The organism is Polaromonas sp. P1_E3, from assembly GCF_056405935.1.
Window position 1 is genome coordinate 1 of record NZ_JBFUBD010000068.1, and the last position, 14,477, is coordinate 14,477.

Annotated in this window: 14 protein-coding genes; all 14 read left to right on the forward strand. The window is 62.2% G+C overall.

Annotated features, from left to right (window positions below):
* Nucleotides 1–630 (forward strand): NAD-dependent epimerase/dehydratase family protein (locus tag AC1D0Z_RS10380; protein ID WP_477658166.1); only part of this gene is annotated, 630 nt, incomplete at its 5' end.
* Between the two features lie 12 nt (nucleotides 631–642).
* Nucleotides 643–1,539: an SMP-30/gluconolactonase/LRE family protein gene (locus AC1D0Z_RS10385; RefSeq protein WP_477658167.1), complete on the forward strand. Its 897-nt coding sequence runs from the start codon at nucleotides 643–645 to the stop codon at nucleotides 1,537–1,539.
* 33 nt (nucleotides 1,540–1,572) lie between these two features.
* Nucleotides 1,573–2,556, forward strand: coding sequence for a TRAP transporter substrate-binding protein (locus AC1D0Z_RS10390; protein ID WP_477658168.1), 984 nt, complete (start codon nucleotides 1,573–1,575; stop codon nucleotides 2,554–2,556).
* 72 nt (nucleotides 2,557–2,628) lie between these two features.
* Nucleotides 2,629–3,156 carry a TRAP transporter small permease gene (locus AC1D0Z_RS10395; protein WP_477658169.1) on the forward strand — a complete coding sequence of 176 codons (528 nt, stop codon included), beginning with the start codon at nucleotides 2,629–2,631 and terminating at the stop codon, nucleotides 3,154–3,156.
* Complete coding sequence (locus tag AC1D0Z_RS10400; RefSeq protein WP_477658170.1) at nucleotides 3,156–4,439, forward strand: TRAP transporter large permease; 1,284 nt, start codon at nucleotides 3,156–3,158, stop codon at nucleotides 4,437–4,439. The genes AC1D0Z_RS10395 and AC1D0Z_RS10400 overlap by 1 nt, the downstream gene beginning before the upstream one ends.
* Nucleotides 4,440–4,448: 9 nt before the next feature.
* Nucleotides 4,449–5,747: a glucarate dehydratase family protein gene (locus AC1D0Z_RS10405; RefSeq protein WP_477658171.1), complete on the forward strand. Its 1,299-nt coding sequence runs from the start codon at nucleotides 4,449–4,451 to the stop codon at nucleotides 5,745–5,747.
* Between the two features lie 49 nt (nucleotides 5,748–5,796).
* Nucleotides 5,797–6,885, forward strand: coding sequence for a lactonase family protein (locus AC1D0Z_RS10410; RefSeq protein ID WP_477658172.1), 1,089 nt, complete (start codon nucleotides 5,797–5,799; stop codon nucleotides 6,883–6,885).
* Nucleotides 6,885–8,474, forward strand: a complete 1,590-nt coding sequence (gene garD, locus AC1D0Z_RS10415) for a galactarate dehydratase (protein WP_477658173.1) — start codon at nucleotides 6,885–6,887, stop codon at nucleotides 8,472–8,474. Before AC1D0Z_RS10410 ends, garD begins: the two co-directional genes overlap by 1 nt.
* A gap of 33 nt (nucleotides 8,475–8,507) precedes the next feature.
* Nucleotides 8,508–9,494 (forward strand): Bug family tripartite tricarboxylate transporter substrate binding protein, encoded by a 987-nt coding sequence (locus AC1D0Z_RS10420; protein ID WP_477658174.1) that lies wholly within the window; start codon nucleotides 8,508–8,510, stop codon nucleotides 9,492–9,494.
* Between the two features lie 33 nt (nucleotides 9,495–9,527).
* Entirely contained in the window at nucleotides 9,528–10,310 is a 783-nt protein-coding gene (garL, locus tag AC1D0Z_RS10425; RefSeq protein WP_477658175.1) for a 2-dehydro-3-deoxyglucarate aldolase, read from the forward strand.
* Nucleotides 10,311–10,377: 67 nt separating this feature from the next.
* The gene (locus tag AC1D0Z_RS10430) at nucleotides 10,378–11,259 is read left to right on the forward strand and encodes a 2-hydroxy-3-oxopropionate reductase (RefSeq protein WP_477658176.1); all 882 of its coding nucleotides are present in this window, start codon (nucleotides 10,378–10,380) and stop codon (nucleotides 11,257–11,259) included.
* 81 nt (nucleotides 11,260–11,340) lie between these two features.
* Complete coding sequence (locus AC1D0Z_RS10435; protein ID WP_477658177.1) at nucleotides 11,341–12,306, forward strand: Bug family tripartite tricarboxylate transporter substrate binding protein; 966 nt, start codon at nucleotides 11,341–11,343, stop codon at nucleotides 12,304–12,306.
* Between the two features lie 152 nt (nucleotides 12,307–12,458).
* Nucleotides 12,459–13,427 carry a TRAP transporter substrate-binding protein gene (locus AC1D0Z_RS10440; protein WP_477658178.1) on the forward strand — a complete coding sequence of 323 codons (969 nt, stop codon included), beginning with the start codon at nucleotides 12,459–12,461 and terminating at the stop codon, nucleotides 13,425–13,427.
* On the forward strand, nucleotides 13,424–14,477 hold a 1,054-nt coding region (locus tag AC1D0Z_RS10445; RefSeq protein WP_477658179.1), incomplete at its 3' end, for an aldose epimerase family protein. The genes AC1D0Z_RS10440 and AC1D0Z_RS10445, both read left to right, overlap by 4 nt.

Below are 14,477 nucleotides of genomic sequence, written 5' to 3' on the forward strand. Positions count from 1 at the left end.
GTCAACAGCATGGTTCAGGGTGTGGACGCCATTGTCCATCTGGGAGGGGTTTCGGTGGAGGGGCCTTTCGGTCCGATTTTGCAGGCCAACATCCTGGGTGCCTATAACTTGTATGAGGCGGCCCGCAAAAACGGTGTCAAGCGCATCGTCTTTGCCAGCTCCAATCACGTCACCGGGTTTTACCGCCAGGACCAGACCATCAACGCCGACCACCCGCCGAGGCCCGACGGCCTGTACGGCCTGTCCAAGGCCTTCGGCGAAGACCTCTCGCGCCTCTACTTTGACCGTTACGGCATCGAAACTGCCTGCGTGCGCATCGGTTCTTCGTTCCCCGAGCCTAAAGACCGCCGCATGCTGGCGACCTGGCTGAGTTTTGACGACCTGCATCGCCTGATTACCGCCTGCCTGACGACGCCAGTGCTGGGCCACAGCATTGTGTTTGGCATGTCTGATAACGCGGTTACCTGGTGGGACAACAGCCGCGCCCGCCACATAGGCTACGTGCCCAAAGACAGCTCCGACATCTTCCGCGAGGCCGTCTATGCCCGCACGCCCGCGCCTGACCTGAAGGACCCGGTAGCCCAGTACCAGGGCGGTGGCTTTGTCGTTGCCGGCCCTTTCGGCGACTGAGTGTCTATATTTATGAGTGAAGTTCAAGCCGAACTGGTTCTGGATGCGCGCAACGGCGTGGGCGAAAGCCCCGTCTGGCACGCAGCAGAGCAAGCGCTTTATTGGGTTGATATTCCGGCGCGCAAGCTGTGCCGCTGGAGCGTGGCCGACGCCGCGTTGACGGAATGGACTGCCCCCGAAATGCTGGCTTGCGCCGCTTCGATAGGCGGCACGCCTGACTGGATTGCCGGCACTGAAAGCGGTGTGTTCCGCTTGAGCCCGCAAACGGATGGCCAGCTGGGTTTCAAGCCGCTTGCCTCTGTGACCCACGCCATGTCCGGCATGCGTTTTAACGACGGTCGCTGCGACCGCCAGGGGCGCTTTCTTGCCGGCACCATGTTGATGAATATGGCTGCTGGCGCAAGCGTGGGCTGCATCTATAGCTATGAAAAAGATAGCGAACTGAAGAAACTGCTGGACGGCTTCATCACGCCGAACGGCATGGCCTTCAGCCCCGATGGCCGTACCATGTACCTGTCGGACTCGCATCCTTCGGTGCAGACGATCTGGGTCTTTGATTACGACACCGAAACCGGCACACCGTCCAATCGTCGTGTCTTTGTTGACATGAACCCGCTGCCCGGCCGTCCGGATGGCGCAGCAGTCGATGCCGACGGCTGCTACTGGATCTGCGGCAACGATGCCGGCCTGATTCACCGCTTCACGCCCACCGGCAAGCTGGACCGGTCACTGGCCGTGCCGGTGAAAAAACCTGCCATGTGCGCCTTTGGCGGCGCCGGGCTCGACACCCTGTTCGTGACGTCGATACGCCCTGAAGGTGCCGACTTGTCTGACCAGCCGCTGGCCGGCGGTGTGTTCGCGTTGCRCCCTGGCGTGCGTGGGCTGCCCGAGCCACAGTTTTCCCGCTAGTTATTTATAAACCGGTTCTTCAAGGAGACAACCATGACCTTCCGCAGAAACTTTATCGCCGCAGCCGTTGCGGCTGCCGCATTGTCTGTATCGTTCACCGCCTCGGCGCAGAGCATCGTGCTCAAAGCCTCTGACACGCACCCGGCGGGTTATCCCACGGTTGTCGCCGTCGAGAACATGGGCAAGAAGCTTGAAGCCCAGACCAACGGCCGCATCAAGATGCAGATGTTCCCCGGCGCCGTGCTGGGTCAGGAAAAGGAAACGGTCGAGCAGACCCAACTCGGCGCCTTGCAAATCAACCGCATCTCCCTGGGCGTGATCGGCCCCATCGTGCCGGAAGTTGACGTGTTCAACATGCCTTTCGTTTTCCGCGACATCCCGCACATGCGCAAAGTGATCGACGGCCCGATCGGCGACGAACTGCTGGCCAAGGTCACTGCCAGCCCGGCGCGCCTGGTTGCCCTCGGCTGGATGGACGGCGGCGCGCGCAGCCTGTACACCAAGAAGCTGGTCAAATCACCCGCCGACCTCAAGGGCGTGAAGGTCCGCATGATGGGCAATCCGCTGTTTGTCGACACCATGAACGCGATGGGCGGCAACGGTATTTCCATGGCTTACGGCGAAGTGTTCAGCGCACTGCAGACCGGCGTGATCGACGGCGCGGAAAACAACCCGCCCAGCATGTTCACTTCCAACCATTACACCGCCGGTGCCAAGTACTACGCTCAAACCAATCACCTGATCATTCCAGAACTGCTGGTGATGTCCAAGGTGACATGGGACAAACTCACGCCGGCCGACCAGGCCCTGGTCAAGAAGCTGGGCCGTGAGGCACAGCTGGAACAGCGCGTACTGTGGGACAAGAGCGTCGAGGAATACTCGGCCAAACTGAAGGCCGCGGGTGTCGAGTTTGTGCCGGTGGACCAGAAGCTGTTCTTTGACGCTACGGCCCCCGTGCGCGCCAAGTACGGCGTGAAGTTTGCTGACCTGATGAAGCGCATCGACGCAACCAAATAAGCGTTGCTCCCGGGCCCAGGCGCGCTGCCGACGCAGCGCGTCTGGGCTGTCTTGCCGTATTGCGGAAATACCATGAAACACCACACCCTTCGCTTCAACGACTGGCTGTACCTCGCGTGCATCTGGATCTCGGGCTTCTCGATCTTCGCCATGTCGCTGATCATTCCCTGGGGCATCTTCACGCGTTATGTGCTGGGCACCGGGTCGCAGTGGCCCGAGCCCATTTCGATTTTGCTGATGGTGATCTTCACCTTCTTTGGTGCGGCGGCCGCTTACCGGGCCAATGCGCATATTTCCGTTGCCATGGTCACCGACCGCATGCCCGCCAAAATGCGCGGCGTCGTTGCGTGGCTGATGGACATTCTGATGGCGGTGGTATCCGTCTTCATGGCCTATTACGGCGCCAAGCTCTGCATACAGACCTGGGGCCAGTACATCGGCGAAATCCCCTGGATGCCGGTGGGCGCCACCTATCTTCCGCTGCCCCTGGGCGGCCTGATTACGCTTATCTTTGTACTTGAACGCATGGCGCTGGGCCATCAGGGTGACCGCGAAGTTGTCACCTACGACCACGAAAAAATTGAAGGCGAGGCTCTCTGATGGATGCATTTGTTCTGCTGGGGTCTTTTCTCCTGCTCATGGTTCTGGGCCTGCCGGTGGCTTATGCCCTGGGCTTGTCCGCGCTGATCGGCGCCTGGTGGATAGACATCCCGCTGGACGCGGTGATGATCGCGATCTCCAGCGGCGTCAACAAGTTTTCGCTTCTGGCGATTCCCTTTTTCGTGCTGGCCGGCGCCATCATGGCCGAGGGCGGCATGTCCCGCCGGCTGGTGGCGTTTGCCAGTGTGCTGGTCGGTTTTGTGCGCGGCGGCCTGTCGCTGGTCAACATTCTGGCCTCAACTTTCTTCGGCGCCATTTCCGGTTCATCCATGGCCGACACGGCCTCCATCGGTTCGGTGCTGATTCCCGAGATGGAGAAAAAGGGCTACCCGCGCGACTTCGCCACGGCGGTCACCGTCAGTGGCTCGGTGCAGGCCATCCTGATCCCGCCCAGCCACAACGCAGTGATTTATTCGCTGGCCGCCGGCGGCGGCGTGTCGATCGCGGCGCTGTTTCTCGCGGGTGTGCTGCCTGGCTTGCTGCTGGGCCTGACCCTGGCTGTCATGTGCCTGTTCATCGCGAAGAAACGCGACTTCCCCAAGGGCCGCGTCATCCCCATGCGCGAGGCGCTGAAGATCTGCGCCGATGCGCTTTGGGGCCTGATGACCATGGTCATCATCCTGGGAGGCATTCTGTCGGGCATTTTCACGGCCACCGAATCGGCCGCCATTGCCGTGATCTGGGCCTTCTTTGTGACCATGTGCATTTACCGCGACTACAAGTGGCGCGACCTGCCCAAGCTGGTGCACCGCACTGTGAAGACCCTGGCCATCGTCATGATCCTGATCGCGTTTGCCGCGAGCTTCGGCTACATCATGACGCTGATGCAGATTCCGCAGCAGATCACCAGCATGTTCACCAGCGTCTCGCACAACAAGTACGTGGTCCTGCTGATGATCAACGTGCTGCTGCTGATCCTGGGAACGCTGATGGACATGGCGCCGCTGATCCTGATCATGACGCCCATCCTGTTGCCCGTGGTGACCCAGCTCGGCGTGGACCCGGTGCATTTCGGCATGATCATGATGGTCAATCTCGGCATGGGCCTGATCACGCCGCCGGTGGGTGGAGTGCTGTTTGTCGGTGCCGCGGTGGCCAAGCTGCCCATCGAGCAGGTGGTGAAGGCGCTCTATCCGTTCTTCGGGGSGCTGCTGCTGGTGCTGTTCATGGTGACCTACGTGCCGGCGCTATCGCTGTGGTTGCCCAACCTGCTGCTCAAGTAATTTATGTCCGTGTTGAAGATCACCGCGGTTCGTATCACGCCCATTGCCTTTCGCGATCCGCCGCTCCTGAACGCGGCCGGTATTCACGAGCCCTGGGCGTTGCGGTCCATCATCGAGCTGGAAACCAGCACGGGCCTGGTCGGTATCAACGAAAGCTACGGCGACCTGCCGATGCTGGAGGCGCTGGCCAAGGTCGCGCCCAGCCTGGTCGGCCTGTCGCCCTGGGCTCTCAGCGAGATGGAATCGCGCGTGGCCGCGCAGGTCACGCCGCCGAAGCAGACCGCATCGGAGTTCCTCGGCCAGCAGGTGTCACTGGCGCCGGGCACCCACGTCTCGAAGACCGTGGCCAAGGTGATCAGCGCCTTCGAGGTCGCGATGCTGGACCTGCAGGGGCAACTGGCTGGTGCTCCGGTGGTGGACCTGCTGGGCGGTGCGGCACGCGACCGCGTGCCGTTTTCGGCCTACCTCTTCTACAAATACGCAGAGCACATCGACAAGCCTGCTTCTTCCGGATATCCGCGTGACGCCTGGGGCGAAGCGCTCACACCGCCCCAACTGGTAGCCCAGGCGCGCCGGATGATCGATCAGTACGGCTTCAAGAGCATCAAGCTCAAGGCCGGTGCGCTTGCGCCGGATCAGGAAGCTGCGGGCCTGCTGGCGCTTGCCGAGGCTTTCCCCGGCGTGCCGCTGCGCATCGATCCCAATGCCAACTGGAGCGTGGCGACCAGCCTGAAGATTGTGGAAAAGCTTCGCGGCGTGCTCGAGTACTACGAAGACCCTGCGCCCGGCCTTGAGGGCATGGCGGCCGTGGCGCGCGACTGCGAGGTGCCGCTGGCCACCAACATGGTGGTGACCGATTTCGCCGAATTCCGCCGCAACGCCGAGATGGGCTGCCCGGTCAAGATCGTGCTCAGCGACCACCACTACTGGGGGGGCCTGCGCGTGACTCAGCAATTGTCGCGGCTGTGCAGCACCTTTGGCCTGGGCCTGTCGATGCACAGCAACTCGCACCTCGGCATCAGCCTGATGGCGATGACGCACCTGTGCGCCAGCGTGCCGCTGCTGACTTACGCCTGCGACACCCACTACCCCTGGCAGGACGAGGAAGTGGTGGAGGGCGGCCGCCTGCGTTTCGAGGACGGCAGCCTGCGTGTGACGACCACGCCCGGCCTGGGCGTGACGCTGGATCGCATCGCTTTGGCACGCCTGCACGACAACTACCTGCACTGCGGCATCCGCAACCGCGACGACCTGGGGCAGATGCGCAAGTACGACCCGGCGTTCACCGGCGCGCAACCCCGCTACTGAGCAGCGCCGTTCCATAGAATTTCTTCAACCCATGACACAAGGACTTCCCATGCTTCCTGCCTCATTGCGCACATTGTTTTTGTTGCTCACGGGCGCGGGCATGATTGCCGCCTCCGGTGCAGCCTCCGCGGCCACCTGGGTCTACGTGTCCAACGCCGACAGCCAGGACATCTCGGTGATGCAGCTGGACCGCGCGGCAGGTGCGCTCAAGCCGGTGGCCAGCGTGCCGGTGGGCGGCACAGCCATGCCCATGGTGGTGAGCCGTGACAAAAAATTCCTCTACGTGGCGCTGCGCTCGCAGCCGTTTCGTGTCGTGACTTTCGCCATCGACGGGTCTACGGGCGGCCTGAAGAAGCTGGGCGAGTCCACGCTGGCCGACAGCATGGCCAACATCGACCTCGACGCAACCGGCAAGTGGCTGTTCGGCGCCTCGTACGGCGGCAACAAGATCACCGTGAACAACATAGGCGCCGACGGCGTCGTGGGTGCGGTGCAGCAAATCGTCAAGACCGCGCCCAATGCGCATGCCATCCATGCCGACGCTTCGGGCAAGTACGTTTTCGCCACAAGCCTGGGCGGCGACAACCTTTCCAGCTGGAAGTTTGACCCGGCGACCGGCGTGCTCACGGCCAACGAACCGGCACTCGTCAATGTGGCTCCAGCCAAAACCGGCCCGCGCCACTTCCTGTGGGACAGGCCGCAAAAATACGCCTACCTCCTCAACGAACTGGACGGCGGCGTGGACGTGTTCAGCTATGACGCGGGCAGGGGCGCGATGAGCCATGTGCAGCGCAGCACCGTCGTGCCGCCCGGCTTCACCGGCAAGGTCTGGGCTGCCGACCTGCAGATTTCGCCGGACGGCAAATTCCTCTACGGCTCCGAGCGCACGTCGAGCACGCTGACCACCTTCAAGGTCGACCCCGCCACGGGCCGGATCTCGGTGGTCGGCCAGACGCCGACCGAGAAGACCCCGCGCGGCTTCGCGGTCGACTCGACCGGCCGCTACCTGATCGCCACCGGCCAGGACTCGCACGGCGTGTCGCTGCATGCCATTGACCCCGCCACCGGCCTTCCGGGCGCGGGCAAGAGCCAGCCTGGCGGCAAGAACCCGAACTGGGTCGAGATCGTGGACTTCTGATGAACGCACCCGCCGCTCGTCCCCCGCTCTACATCCGCATGCACGATGCGGACAACGTCGCCATCGTCGCCAACGACGGCGGACTTCCGGCTGGCGCAGTGTTTGCCGATGGGTTAACGCTGGTCGAGCGGGTTCCTCAAGGGCACAAGGTGGCGCTGGTTGACTTGCTCAAGGGTACGGCAGTTCTGCGCTACAACGTGCCGATTGGCTACGCACTGAAAGATATTCCTGCCGGCAGCTGGGTACACGAGCGCCTCCTCGCCATGCCCGACGCGCGTGGCCTCGAAGGCCTGCCGATCGCCACCGTCAAGCCCCCGGCACAGGCCCCGCTGGAGGGCTACACCTTCGAGGGTTACCGCAATACGGATGGTTCCGTCGGCACCCGCAACATCCTGGCCATCACCACCACGGTGCAGTGCGTGGCCGGCGTGGTGGACTTCGCCGTCAAGCGCATCAAGGACGAATTGCTGCCGAAGTTTCCCAACGTCGACGACGTGGTCGGCCTGGAACACACCTACGGCTGCGGTGTCGCCATCGACGCCCCCGACGCCATCATCCCGATACGCACGCTTCGCAACATCAGCCTGAACCCCAACTTCGGCGGCGAGGTGATGGTGGTCAGCCTGGGCTGCGAGAAGCTGCAGCCCGAGCGCCTGATGCCGCCCGGCACCATCCAGATCGTCGACGAACGCAGCGTGGCCGATGTCGGCGTCAACGCCGAAGCGCCGCTTGACGTGGTCTGCCTGCAGTCCGAGAACCATGTCGGCTTCATGTCCATGATCGACTCCATCATGCAGGCGGCCGTGCTGCACCTGGAAAAGCTAGATGCGCGCCGCCGCGAGACTGTGCCCGCCAGCGAACTGGTGGTCGGTGTACAGTGCGGCGGCAGCGATGCCTTCTCCGGCGTCACCGCCAACCCGGCGGTCGGCTTTTGCACCGACCTGCTGGTGCGCGCCGGTGCCAGCGTGATGTTTTCAGAAACCACCGAGGTCCGCGACGGCATTGACCAGCTCACCTCGCGCGCGACCACGCCGGAAGTAGCGCAGGCCATGATTCGCGAGATGGCCTGGTACGACGCCTACCTGCAAAAAGGCCAAGTGGACCGCAGCGCCAACACCACGCCCGGCAACAAAAAAGGCGGCCTGTCCAACATCGTCGAAAARGCCATGGGCTCCATCGTCAAGTCCGGCAGCTCGCCCATCAGCGGCGTGTTGGCGCCCGGTGAAAAGCTCAAGCGCAAGGGATTGACCTACACCGCCACACCGGCCAGCGACTTCATCTGCGGCACCTTGCAGCTCGCCGCCGGCATGAATTTGCATGTGTTCACCACCGGCCGCGGCACACCTTACGGCCTGGCCGAATGCCCGGTGATCAAGGTCGCCACCCGCAGCGACCTGGCGCGCCGCTGGCACGACCTGATGGACATCAACGCCGGTCGCATTGCCGACGGCGACGCCAGCATCGAAGACGTGGGCTGGGAGATGTTCCACCTCATGCTCGAAGTGGCCAGTGGCCGCAAAAAGACCTGGGCCGAGCACTGGAAGCTGCACAACGCGCTGGTGCTGTTCAACCCCGCACCCGTGACCTGACTTTTCGCTCAAAACACACAAGGAGACATCACCATGCAACGCCGTACCCTGATTCACACTGCCATCGCCGCAGCTGCCGGCGGCCTGTCGGCCCTCTCTGCATTTGCACAAGGGGCCTGGCCCACTGGCAAGGCCATTACCTATGTTGTGCCGTTCCCGCCCGGCGGTAACACCGACACGCTGGCCCGCCTGATCGCGCAGCCGCTGTCGACCGCGCTGGGCACGCCCATCGTCATCGACAACAAGGGCGGCGCCGGTGGCAGCGTGGGTTCGGCCATTGCGTCGCGCGCACCGGCAGACGGCTACACGCTGCTGGGCGGCACCATCAGCTCACACTCGATCAACGTCAGCCTCTACACCAGCAATATCGGCTACGACCCTGTCAAATCCTTCGCTCCGGTCGCTATGCTGGGCGTGAGCCCGCTGCTGCTGGTGGTGCCGGCCAGCAGCCCGCTGCGCACCCTGGACGACGTGCTCAAAGCCGCCCGCGCCAAGAACGGCGGCCTGAGCTCTGGCTCGCCGGGCATCGGCACCTCACCGCACATGGCGCTGGAGCTGCTGGCCAGCCAGTCGGGCGTCAAGTTCACGCATGCGCCGTACAAGGGCTCGGCGCCCGCGGTGCAGGACCTGATAGGGGGCCAGCTCGACATGATGTTCGACACCAGCCTGATCGTGGGCCCGCACATCCAGAGCGGCAAGCTGCGCCCGATTGCCGTCACCGGCAGCCAGCGCGTGCCTGGCTTTCCCGAGGTGCCAACCATCGCCGAGAGCGGCCAGAAGGGCTTTGACATGGTGTCCTGGCAGGCCTTGTTTGTTCCCGCGAACACGCCGCAGCCCGTGGTCGACCGCCTGCATGCCGAGGTGATGAAGGTGCTGGCCCAGCCTGATGTGCAGGCCAAGCTCAAGGTGTTCGGCATGGAGCCGTCAAACATGACGCCGGCGCAGTTGCTCGCCTACCAGAAGGCCGAGGTCGACAAGTGGGCCAAGGTCATCAAGGCCGCCAACATCAAGGCCGAATAAGCCGAAATTTTTGAGAAACAACAGCACACCACCATGACACAAACCACGCCTTACCAGTCCTTTCCCAACAGCTTCAAACGCGATCTGCTCGCCGGCAAAAAACTGATTGGCTGCTGGTCCTCGCTGTCGAACGCCATCACCACCGAGGTGTTGGGTGTGGCCGGCTTCGACTGGATCCTGCTCGACGGTGAACATTCGCCCAACGACATGGCCACCTACATCCCGCAGCTGATGGCGCTGAAGGACAGTGTCAGTGCACCCGTGGTGCGCCCCACCAGCAACAACTCGGTCGAGCTCAAGCGCCTGCTCGACGCCGGCTTCTACAACTTCCTGATTCCCTTCGTCGAAAGCGCCGAGCAGGCCGCCAGCGCCGTTGCGGCCACGCGGTATCCGCCCCAAGGCATTCGCGGTGTCTCGGTGTCCCAGCGCAGCAACAAGTACGGCACGGTGCCGGACTACCTCAAGTCCATCAACGACCACATCTGCGTGATGGTGCAGATCGAAAGCATTGCGGGCACGGCGGCGGCTGACGAGATTGCCGCCACCCCGGGCGTGGACTGCATGTTTGTCGGTCCGTCCGACCTGGCCGCCGGCCTGGGCCACCTTGGCAATGCCGGCCACCCGGAAGTGCAGGCAGCCATGGTGAAGATTTTTGCCGCCGCCAAGGCGCACGGCAAGCCGGTCGGCATCCTGGCGCCGGTGGAAGCCGACGCACGCCGCTACATGGAGATGGGCGCGACTTTTGTCGGCGTCGGCAGTGACCTCGGCGTGTTCCGTGGCGCTACGCAGGCCCTGCGCGACAAATACCTCGCCTGATTTTTCTGTCATCCCGGGCTGCACGTCCGGGGCCGCCGCTATTTTTTACGAACAAGGAGCATTTTTTATGAGCAAGCTTGGTTTTATCGGCCTGGGCATCATGGGCAACCCCATGGCGGCGCACCTGATCGCGGCAGGGCACGAAGTTTTCATGACCACGCTGGGCAAGGTGCCGGCTGAGCTGCTGACCGGCAAAGGCAAGGCCTGCGATTCGATCACCGACGTGGTCAAGCAGGCGGACATCATCTTCCTGATGCTGCCCGACACGCCCGACGTGGCCAAGGTGCTGTTCGGCGAAGGCGGTGTTTCGCAGGCGCTGACCAAAGGCAAGACCGTGGTCGACATGAGCTCCATCTCGCCGATGGACACCAAAGAGTTCGCCAAGAAGATCAACGCGCTGGGTTGCGACTACCTCGACGCACCGGTGTCGGGCGGCGAAGTCGGCGCCAAGGCCGCGAGCCTGACCATCATGGTGGGCGGCCCCCAGGCGGCGTTTGACCTCGTCAAGCCGCTGTTTGAATTGATGGGMAARAACATCACGCTGGTGGGCGGCAACGGSGAYGGSCAGACCKSCAARGTGRCCAACCAGATCATCGTGGCGCTGAACATCGCAGCCGTCGGCGAAGCGCTGCTGTTTGCCAGCAAGGCTGGCGCAGACCCGGCCAAGGTGCGTCAGGCTCTGATGGGCGGCTTTGCCTCGTCGCGTATCCTGGAAGTGCATGGCGAGCGCATGATCAAGCGCACTTTTGCGCCTGGTTTCCGTATCGGCCTGCACCAGAAGGATTTGAACCTCGCTCTCAGCGGCGCTCGTACCCTGGGCCTGGCCCTGYCGCAAACAGCCGGTGCGGCCCAGCTCATGCAAGCATGTGCCGCCAACGGCATGCAGGACCTGGACCATTCCGCTCTGGTGCGAGCACTTGAACTTCTGGGCAACCACGAAGTCGCATAACGCATCCGCCATAAAGAGCCCAAAGAGGCTCAAGGCGCAGCTGGTGGAGGCCACCGCTTCTATATACATCCGGAGATAAACATGCCTATCAATCGACGAGAGCTTATGGCCGCTTCGTTGGCTTTGGGGGCCGGCGCCGTGAGCGCACAGGCTTCGTGGCCGTCCAAACCCATTCGCCTGGTGGTACCTTACCCGCCCGGCGGATCTTCCGACATCATCGCGCGTGCGATTGCCCAACCACTGTCCGAGGCGCTCAAGCAATCAGTGATTGTGGACAACAAGGCCGGCGCCAATGGAAATCTCGGCGCCGATATCGTTGCCAAATCCGCGCCCGACGGGTACACCTTGCTGTTGTGCGACACCGGTGCGTTGGCCATCAGTCCTTCGGTTTATACGAAGCTGGGCTTTGACCCGTCCAAGGACCTGCGCGGCGTCACCATGCTCGCGTATTCACCGCATTTGCTGGTGGTGCATCCCTCGGTACCTGCCAATAACCTGAAAGAACTGGTGGCGCTCTCGCACAAGTCTGACCTGAACTTTGCCGTAACGGCCATGGGCAGTGCCCCGCACCTCGCAGGCGTTTCAGTAGAACGCGCCAGCAAAGCCAAGTGGCAATACATTCCTTATAAGGGCGGCTCACAAGCTGTCAGCGACACCATCGCCGGGCAAACGCAGATACTCATGAACGGCATGCTTGCTACTTTGCCGCATGTGCAAAGCGGGAAGCTGAAAATTCTGGGAGTTTCCAAAAGTACACGCATGCCGTTGATCGGCAATGTACCTACGCTGGCCGAGCAGGGCCTTGCCAATTTCGAGTCCGGCACCTGGCAGGGCATGCTTGTGGCCAATGGAACGCCTGCAGCCATCATCAATCGCCTCAACACGGAGATCATCAAGATCATCCGCAGTCCTGACATCCGCGCCAAGCTGGCGGGGCAGGGCGCCGAGGTCGTGACGATGACACCTGTGCAGCAGGACGCGTTTTTTAACCAGGAACGCAGCCGCTGGGCCAAAGTTGTTGCGGATGCGAACATCAAACTGGACTGAAAAAAACGTTGCGTGATTTAGTGACGATATCATTGGATTCTTTTTAATCAGGTGCGTCCATCCGTGTGAACATCAGGGAAGGGATCAAACGTTGAAAAAGACGAGTCAGCCCGCTAGAGGCTGACCGTTATCACCCATGCCAGGAGACAAAAATGCGGACTTCATTCAAGGGGCTTGTGTGCCTCTCTTTTGCGCTATGCGCGAGCGTAACCATGGCGCAGACCAAGCTGCGCGCATGGAACATCCATCCCGACGGTTACCCGGTTTCGGAGGCCATGAAGAGTTTTGTGGAGCAGGTCGCCAAGAGCACTGGTGGCCGCTATAACATCGAACTCTTCAACAGCGGCGCACTCGGCGACCAGCCGAAGGCCGTGCAGATGCTCAAGAGCGGCGAGATTGACGTGGCCGAGTTCAGCTCCGGCCCGCTGTCGGATGCCGTGCCGGGCATCAAGGTACTGAACCTCCCTTTTCTGTTCACTGACTCCGCGCACATGTTCCGCCACCTGGACGGCAAGCTCGGTGAACGGTTTTCCGCCAACCTGAAGGCGGCCGGCTTCGTTGTGCTGGGCTGGTACGACGGTGGTGGACGTTCTTTTTACTGCGTCAAACCCGTTGGCAACATCAGGGACCTGGCCGGCATGAACATCCGGGTGCAACAGTCCGAGGTTTACATCGAAATGGTAAAGCTCATGGAGGCCAAGCCTGTGGCCTTGCCTTTCAAGGACGTGTTGGGCGCCCTTGAGCAGGGTAAGGTGGATTGCGCCGAGAACAACCTGCCTTCGTATGAGTCCACAGGGCATTACAAGGTGGCCAAAAACGTTTATATGACCAACCATGTGATCTCGCCCGAAGCACTGGTGGTGTCGACGAAACTCTGGGACAAGCTCAGCAAGGAAGACAAGGCCGCTTTCGCCGATGCGGGTGCCAAGTCGGCCATTCTGATGCGCGAGTTGTGGAACAAGCGGGTTGCCGCTGCCCTGGAGACAACGACCAAACAGGGCTCGCAGTTCGTCAAGGTCAGGGACGCCTCGCCCATGGTCAGGCGCATGGGGCCACTGTACGGAAAATACATGGCCGATCCGACCACGCGCGAAGAACTGCTGACCATTATTGCCAAGTGAGCGAGTTGAATACCGTCACGCTGCTTGACCCTGCGCGGTTTGTGCGCGAGATCGACGGCAAGTCCGTCGGGTTGTTCATACTGCGCAACCAGCAGGGAATGACGGTCTGCGTGACTAACTACGGCGCCAAGATCGAGCAGATTCTGGTGCCCGGCCGCGATGGACATCTTGGCGACGTGGTGCTGGGTTACGACAGCATCGAAGGCGTGGTGGGTGGCGCACCCTCCGTGGGCGCCTTTGTGGGGCGCTTTGCCGGACGCATAGAGAACGCGCGCTTCATGCTGGGCGGCCAGGAACATCAGTTGGCCGCCAACAATGGTCCGCACTGCCTGCACGGCGGCCTGCGCGGCTCGCGCTTCCAGGTGTTCGATGCGGTGCAGCACGACGGCTCCAGCGTGGAGATGCGTTACTTATTTGCCGATGGGGAGGAGGGGTTCCCCGGAACCCTTGACTTGCGCGTGACGTATCGCGTGACGGATGCGAATGAACTGGTGCTCGACTACAAGGCGACGGCACTGGATGCGCCTACCGTAGCCAATTTCACCACGCACGCGTTCTTCAATCTCGAGGGCCCGGCGAGTCGCAGCGCGCTGGCGCACGAGGTCACGATTTTCGCAAACCGCTATTTCGCAATGACACCTGAGCTGATTGCCACGGGCCAGTTGCTGCCGGTGGAAGAAACGCCGTTTGACTTGCGCAAGCCGGTGACCTTGCAAACGCAAATACAGGCTTCAGACACAGTGGATGGCATCGCAGGGTACGACGACTGTTTTGAGATTGACCGTTCTTCCGCCAACGATGGCGCGCTGGCACTGTGCGCCCGGGTCAGCGCACCTGAGAGCGGACGTGTGATGGAAGTCTGGTCGACTGAGCCCACCATGCAGTTCTACACTGGCCTTGTGGCTGGTGAGCCGCTGGCCGGTGGGCCGGGGAAGGGTGACAGGCGGTATGTGCAGCAGCAAAGTCTCTGCTTTGAGCCGCAAGGCTATCCGAATGCGCCCAACGTGCCGGCCTTTCCGTCCTCGGTGCATGAGCCGGGGCAGACCCGTC

What these genes read in the sequence shown, in the direction of transcription:
- AC1D0Z_RS10390 (WP_477658168.1), top strand. Translation starts at nt 1,573, where the DNA reads ATGACCTTCCGCAGAAACTTTATCGCCGCAGCCGTTGCGGCTGCCGCA.
- AC1D0Z_RS10395 (WP_477658169.1), top strand. Translation starts at nt 2,629, where the DNA reads ATGAAACACCACACCCTTCGCTTCAACGACTGGCTGTACCTCGCGTGC.
- AC1D0Z_RS10410 (WP_477658172.1), top strand. Translation starts at nt 5,797, where the DNA reads ATGCTTCCTGCCTCATTGCGCACATTGTTTTTGTTGCTCACGGGCGCG.
- AC1D0Z_RS10420 (WP_477658174.1), top strand. Translation starts at nt 8,508, where the DNA reads ATGCAACGCCGTACCCTGATTCACACTGCCATCGCCGCAGCTGCCGGC.
- garL (WP_477658175.1), top strand. Translation starts at nt 9,528, where the DNA reads ATGACACAAACCACGCCTTACCAGTCCTTTCCCAACAGCTTCAAACGC.
- AC1D0Z_RS10435 (WP_477658177.1), top strand. Translation starts at nt 11,341, where the DNA reads ATGCCTATCAATCGACGAGAGCTTATGGCCGCTTCGTTGGCTTTGGGG.
- AC1D0Z_RS10440 (WP_477658178.1), top strand. Translation starts at nt 12,459, where the DNA reads ATGCGGACTTCATTCAAGGGGCTTGTGTGCCTCTCTTTTGCGCTATGC.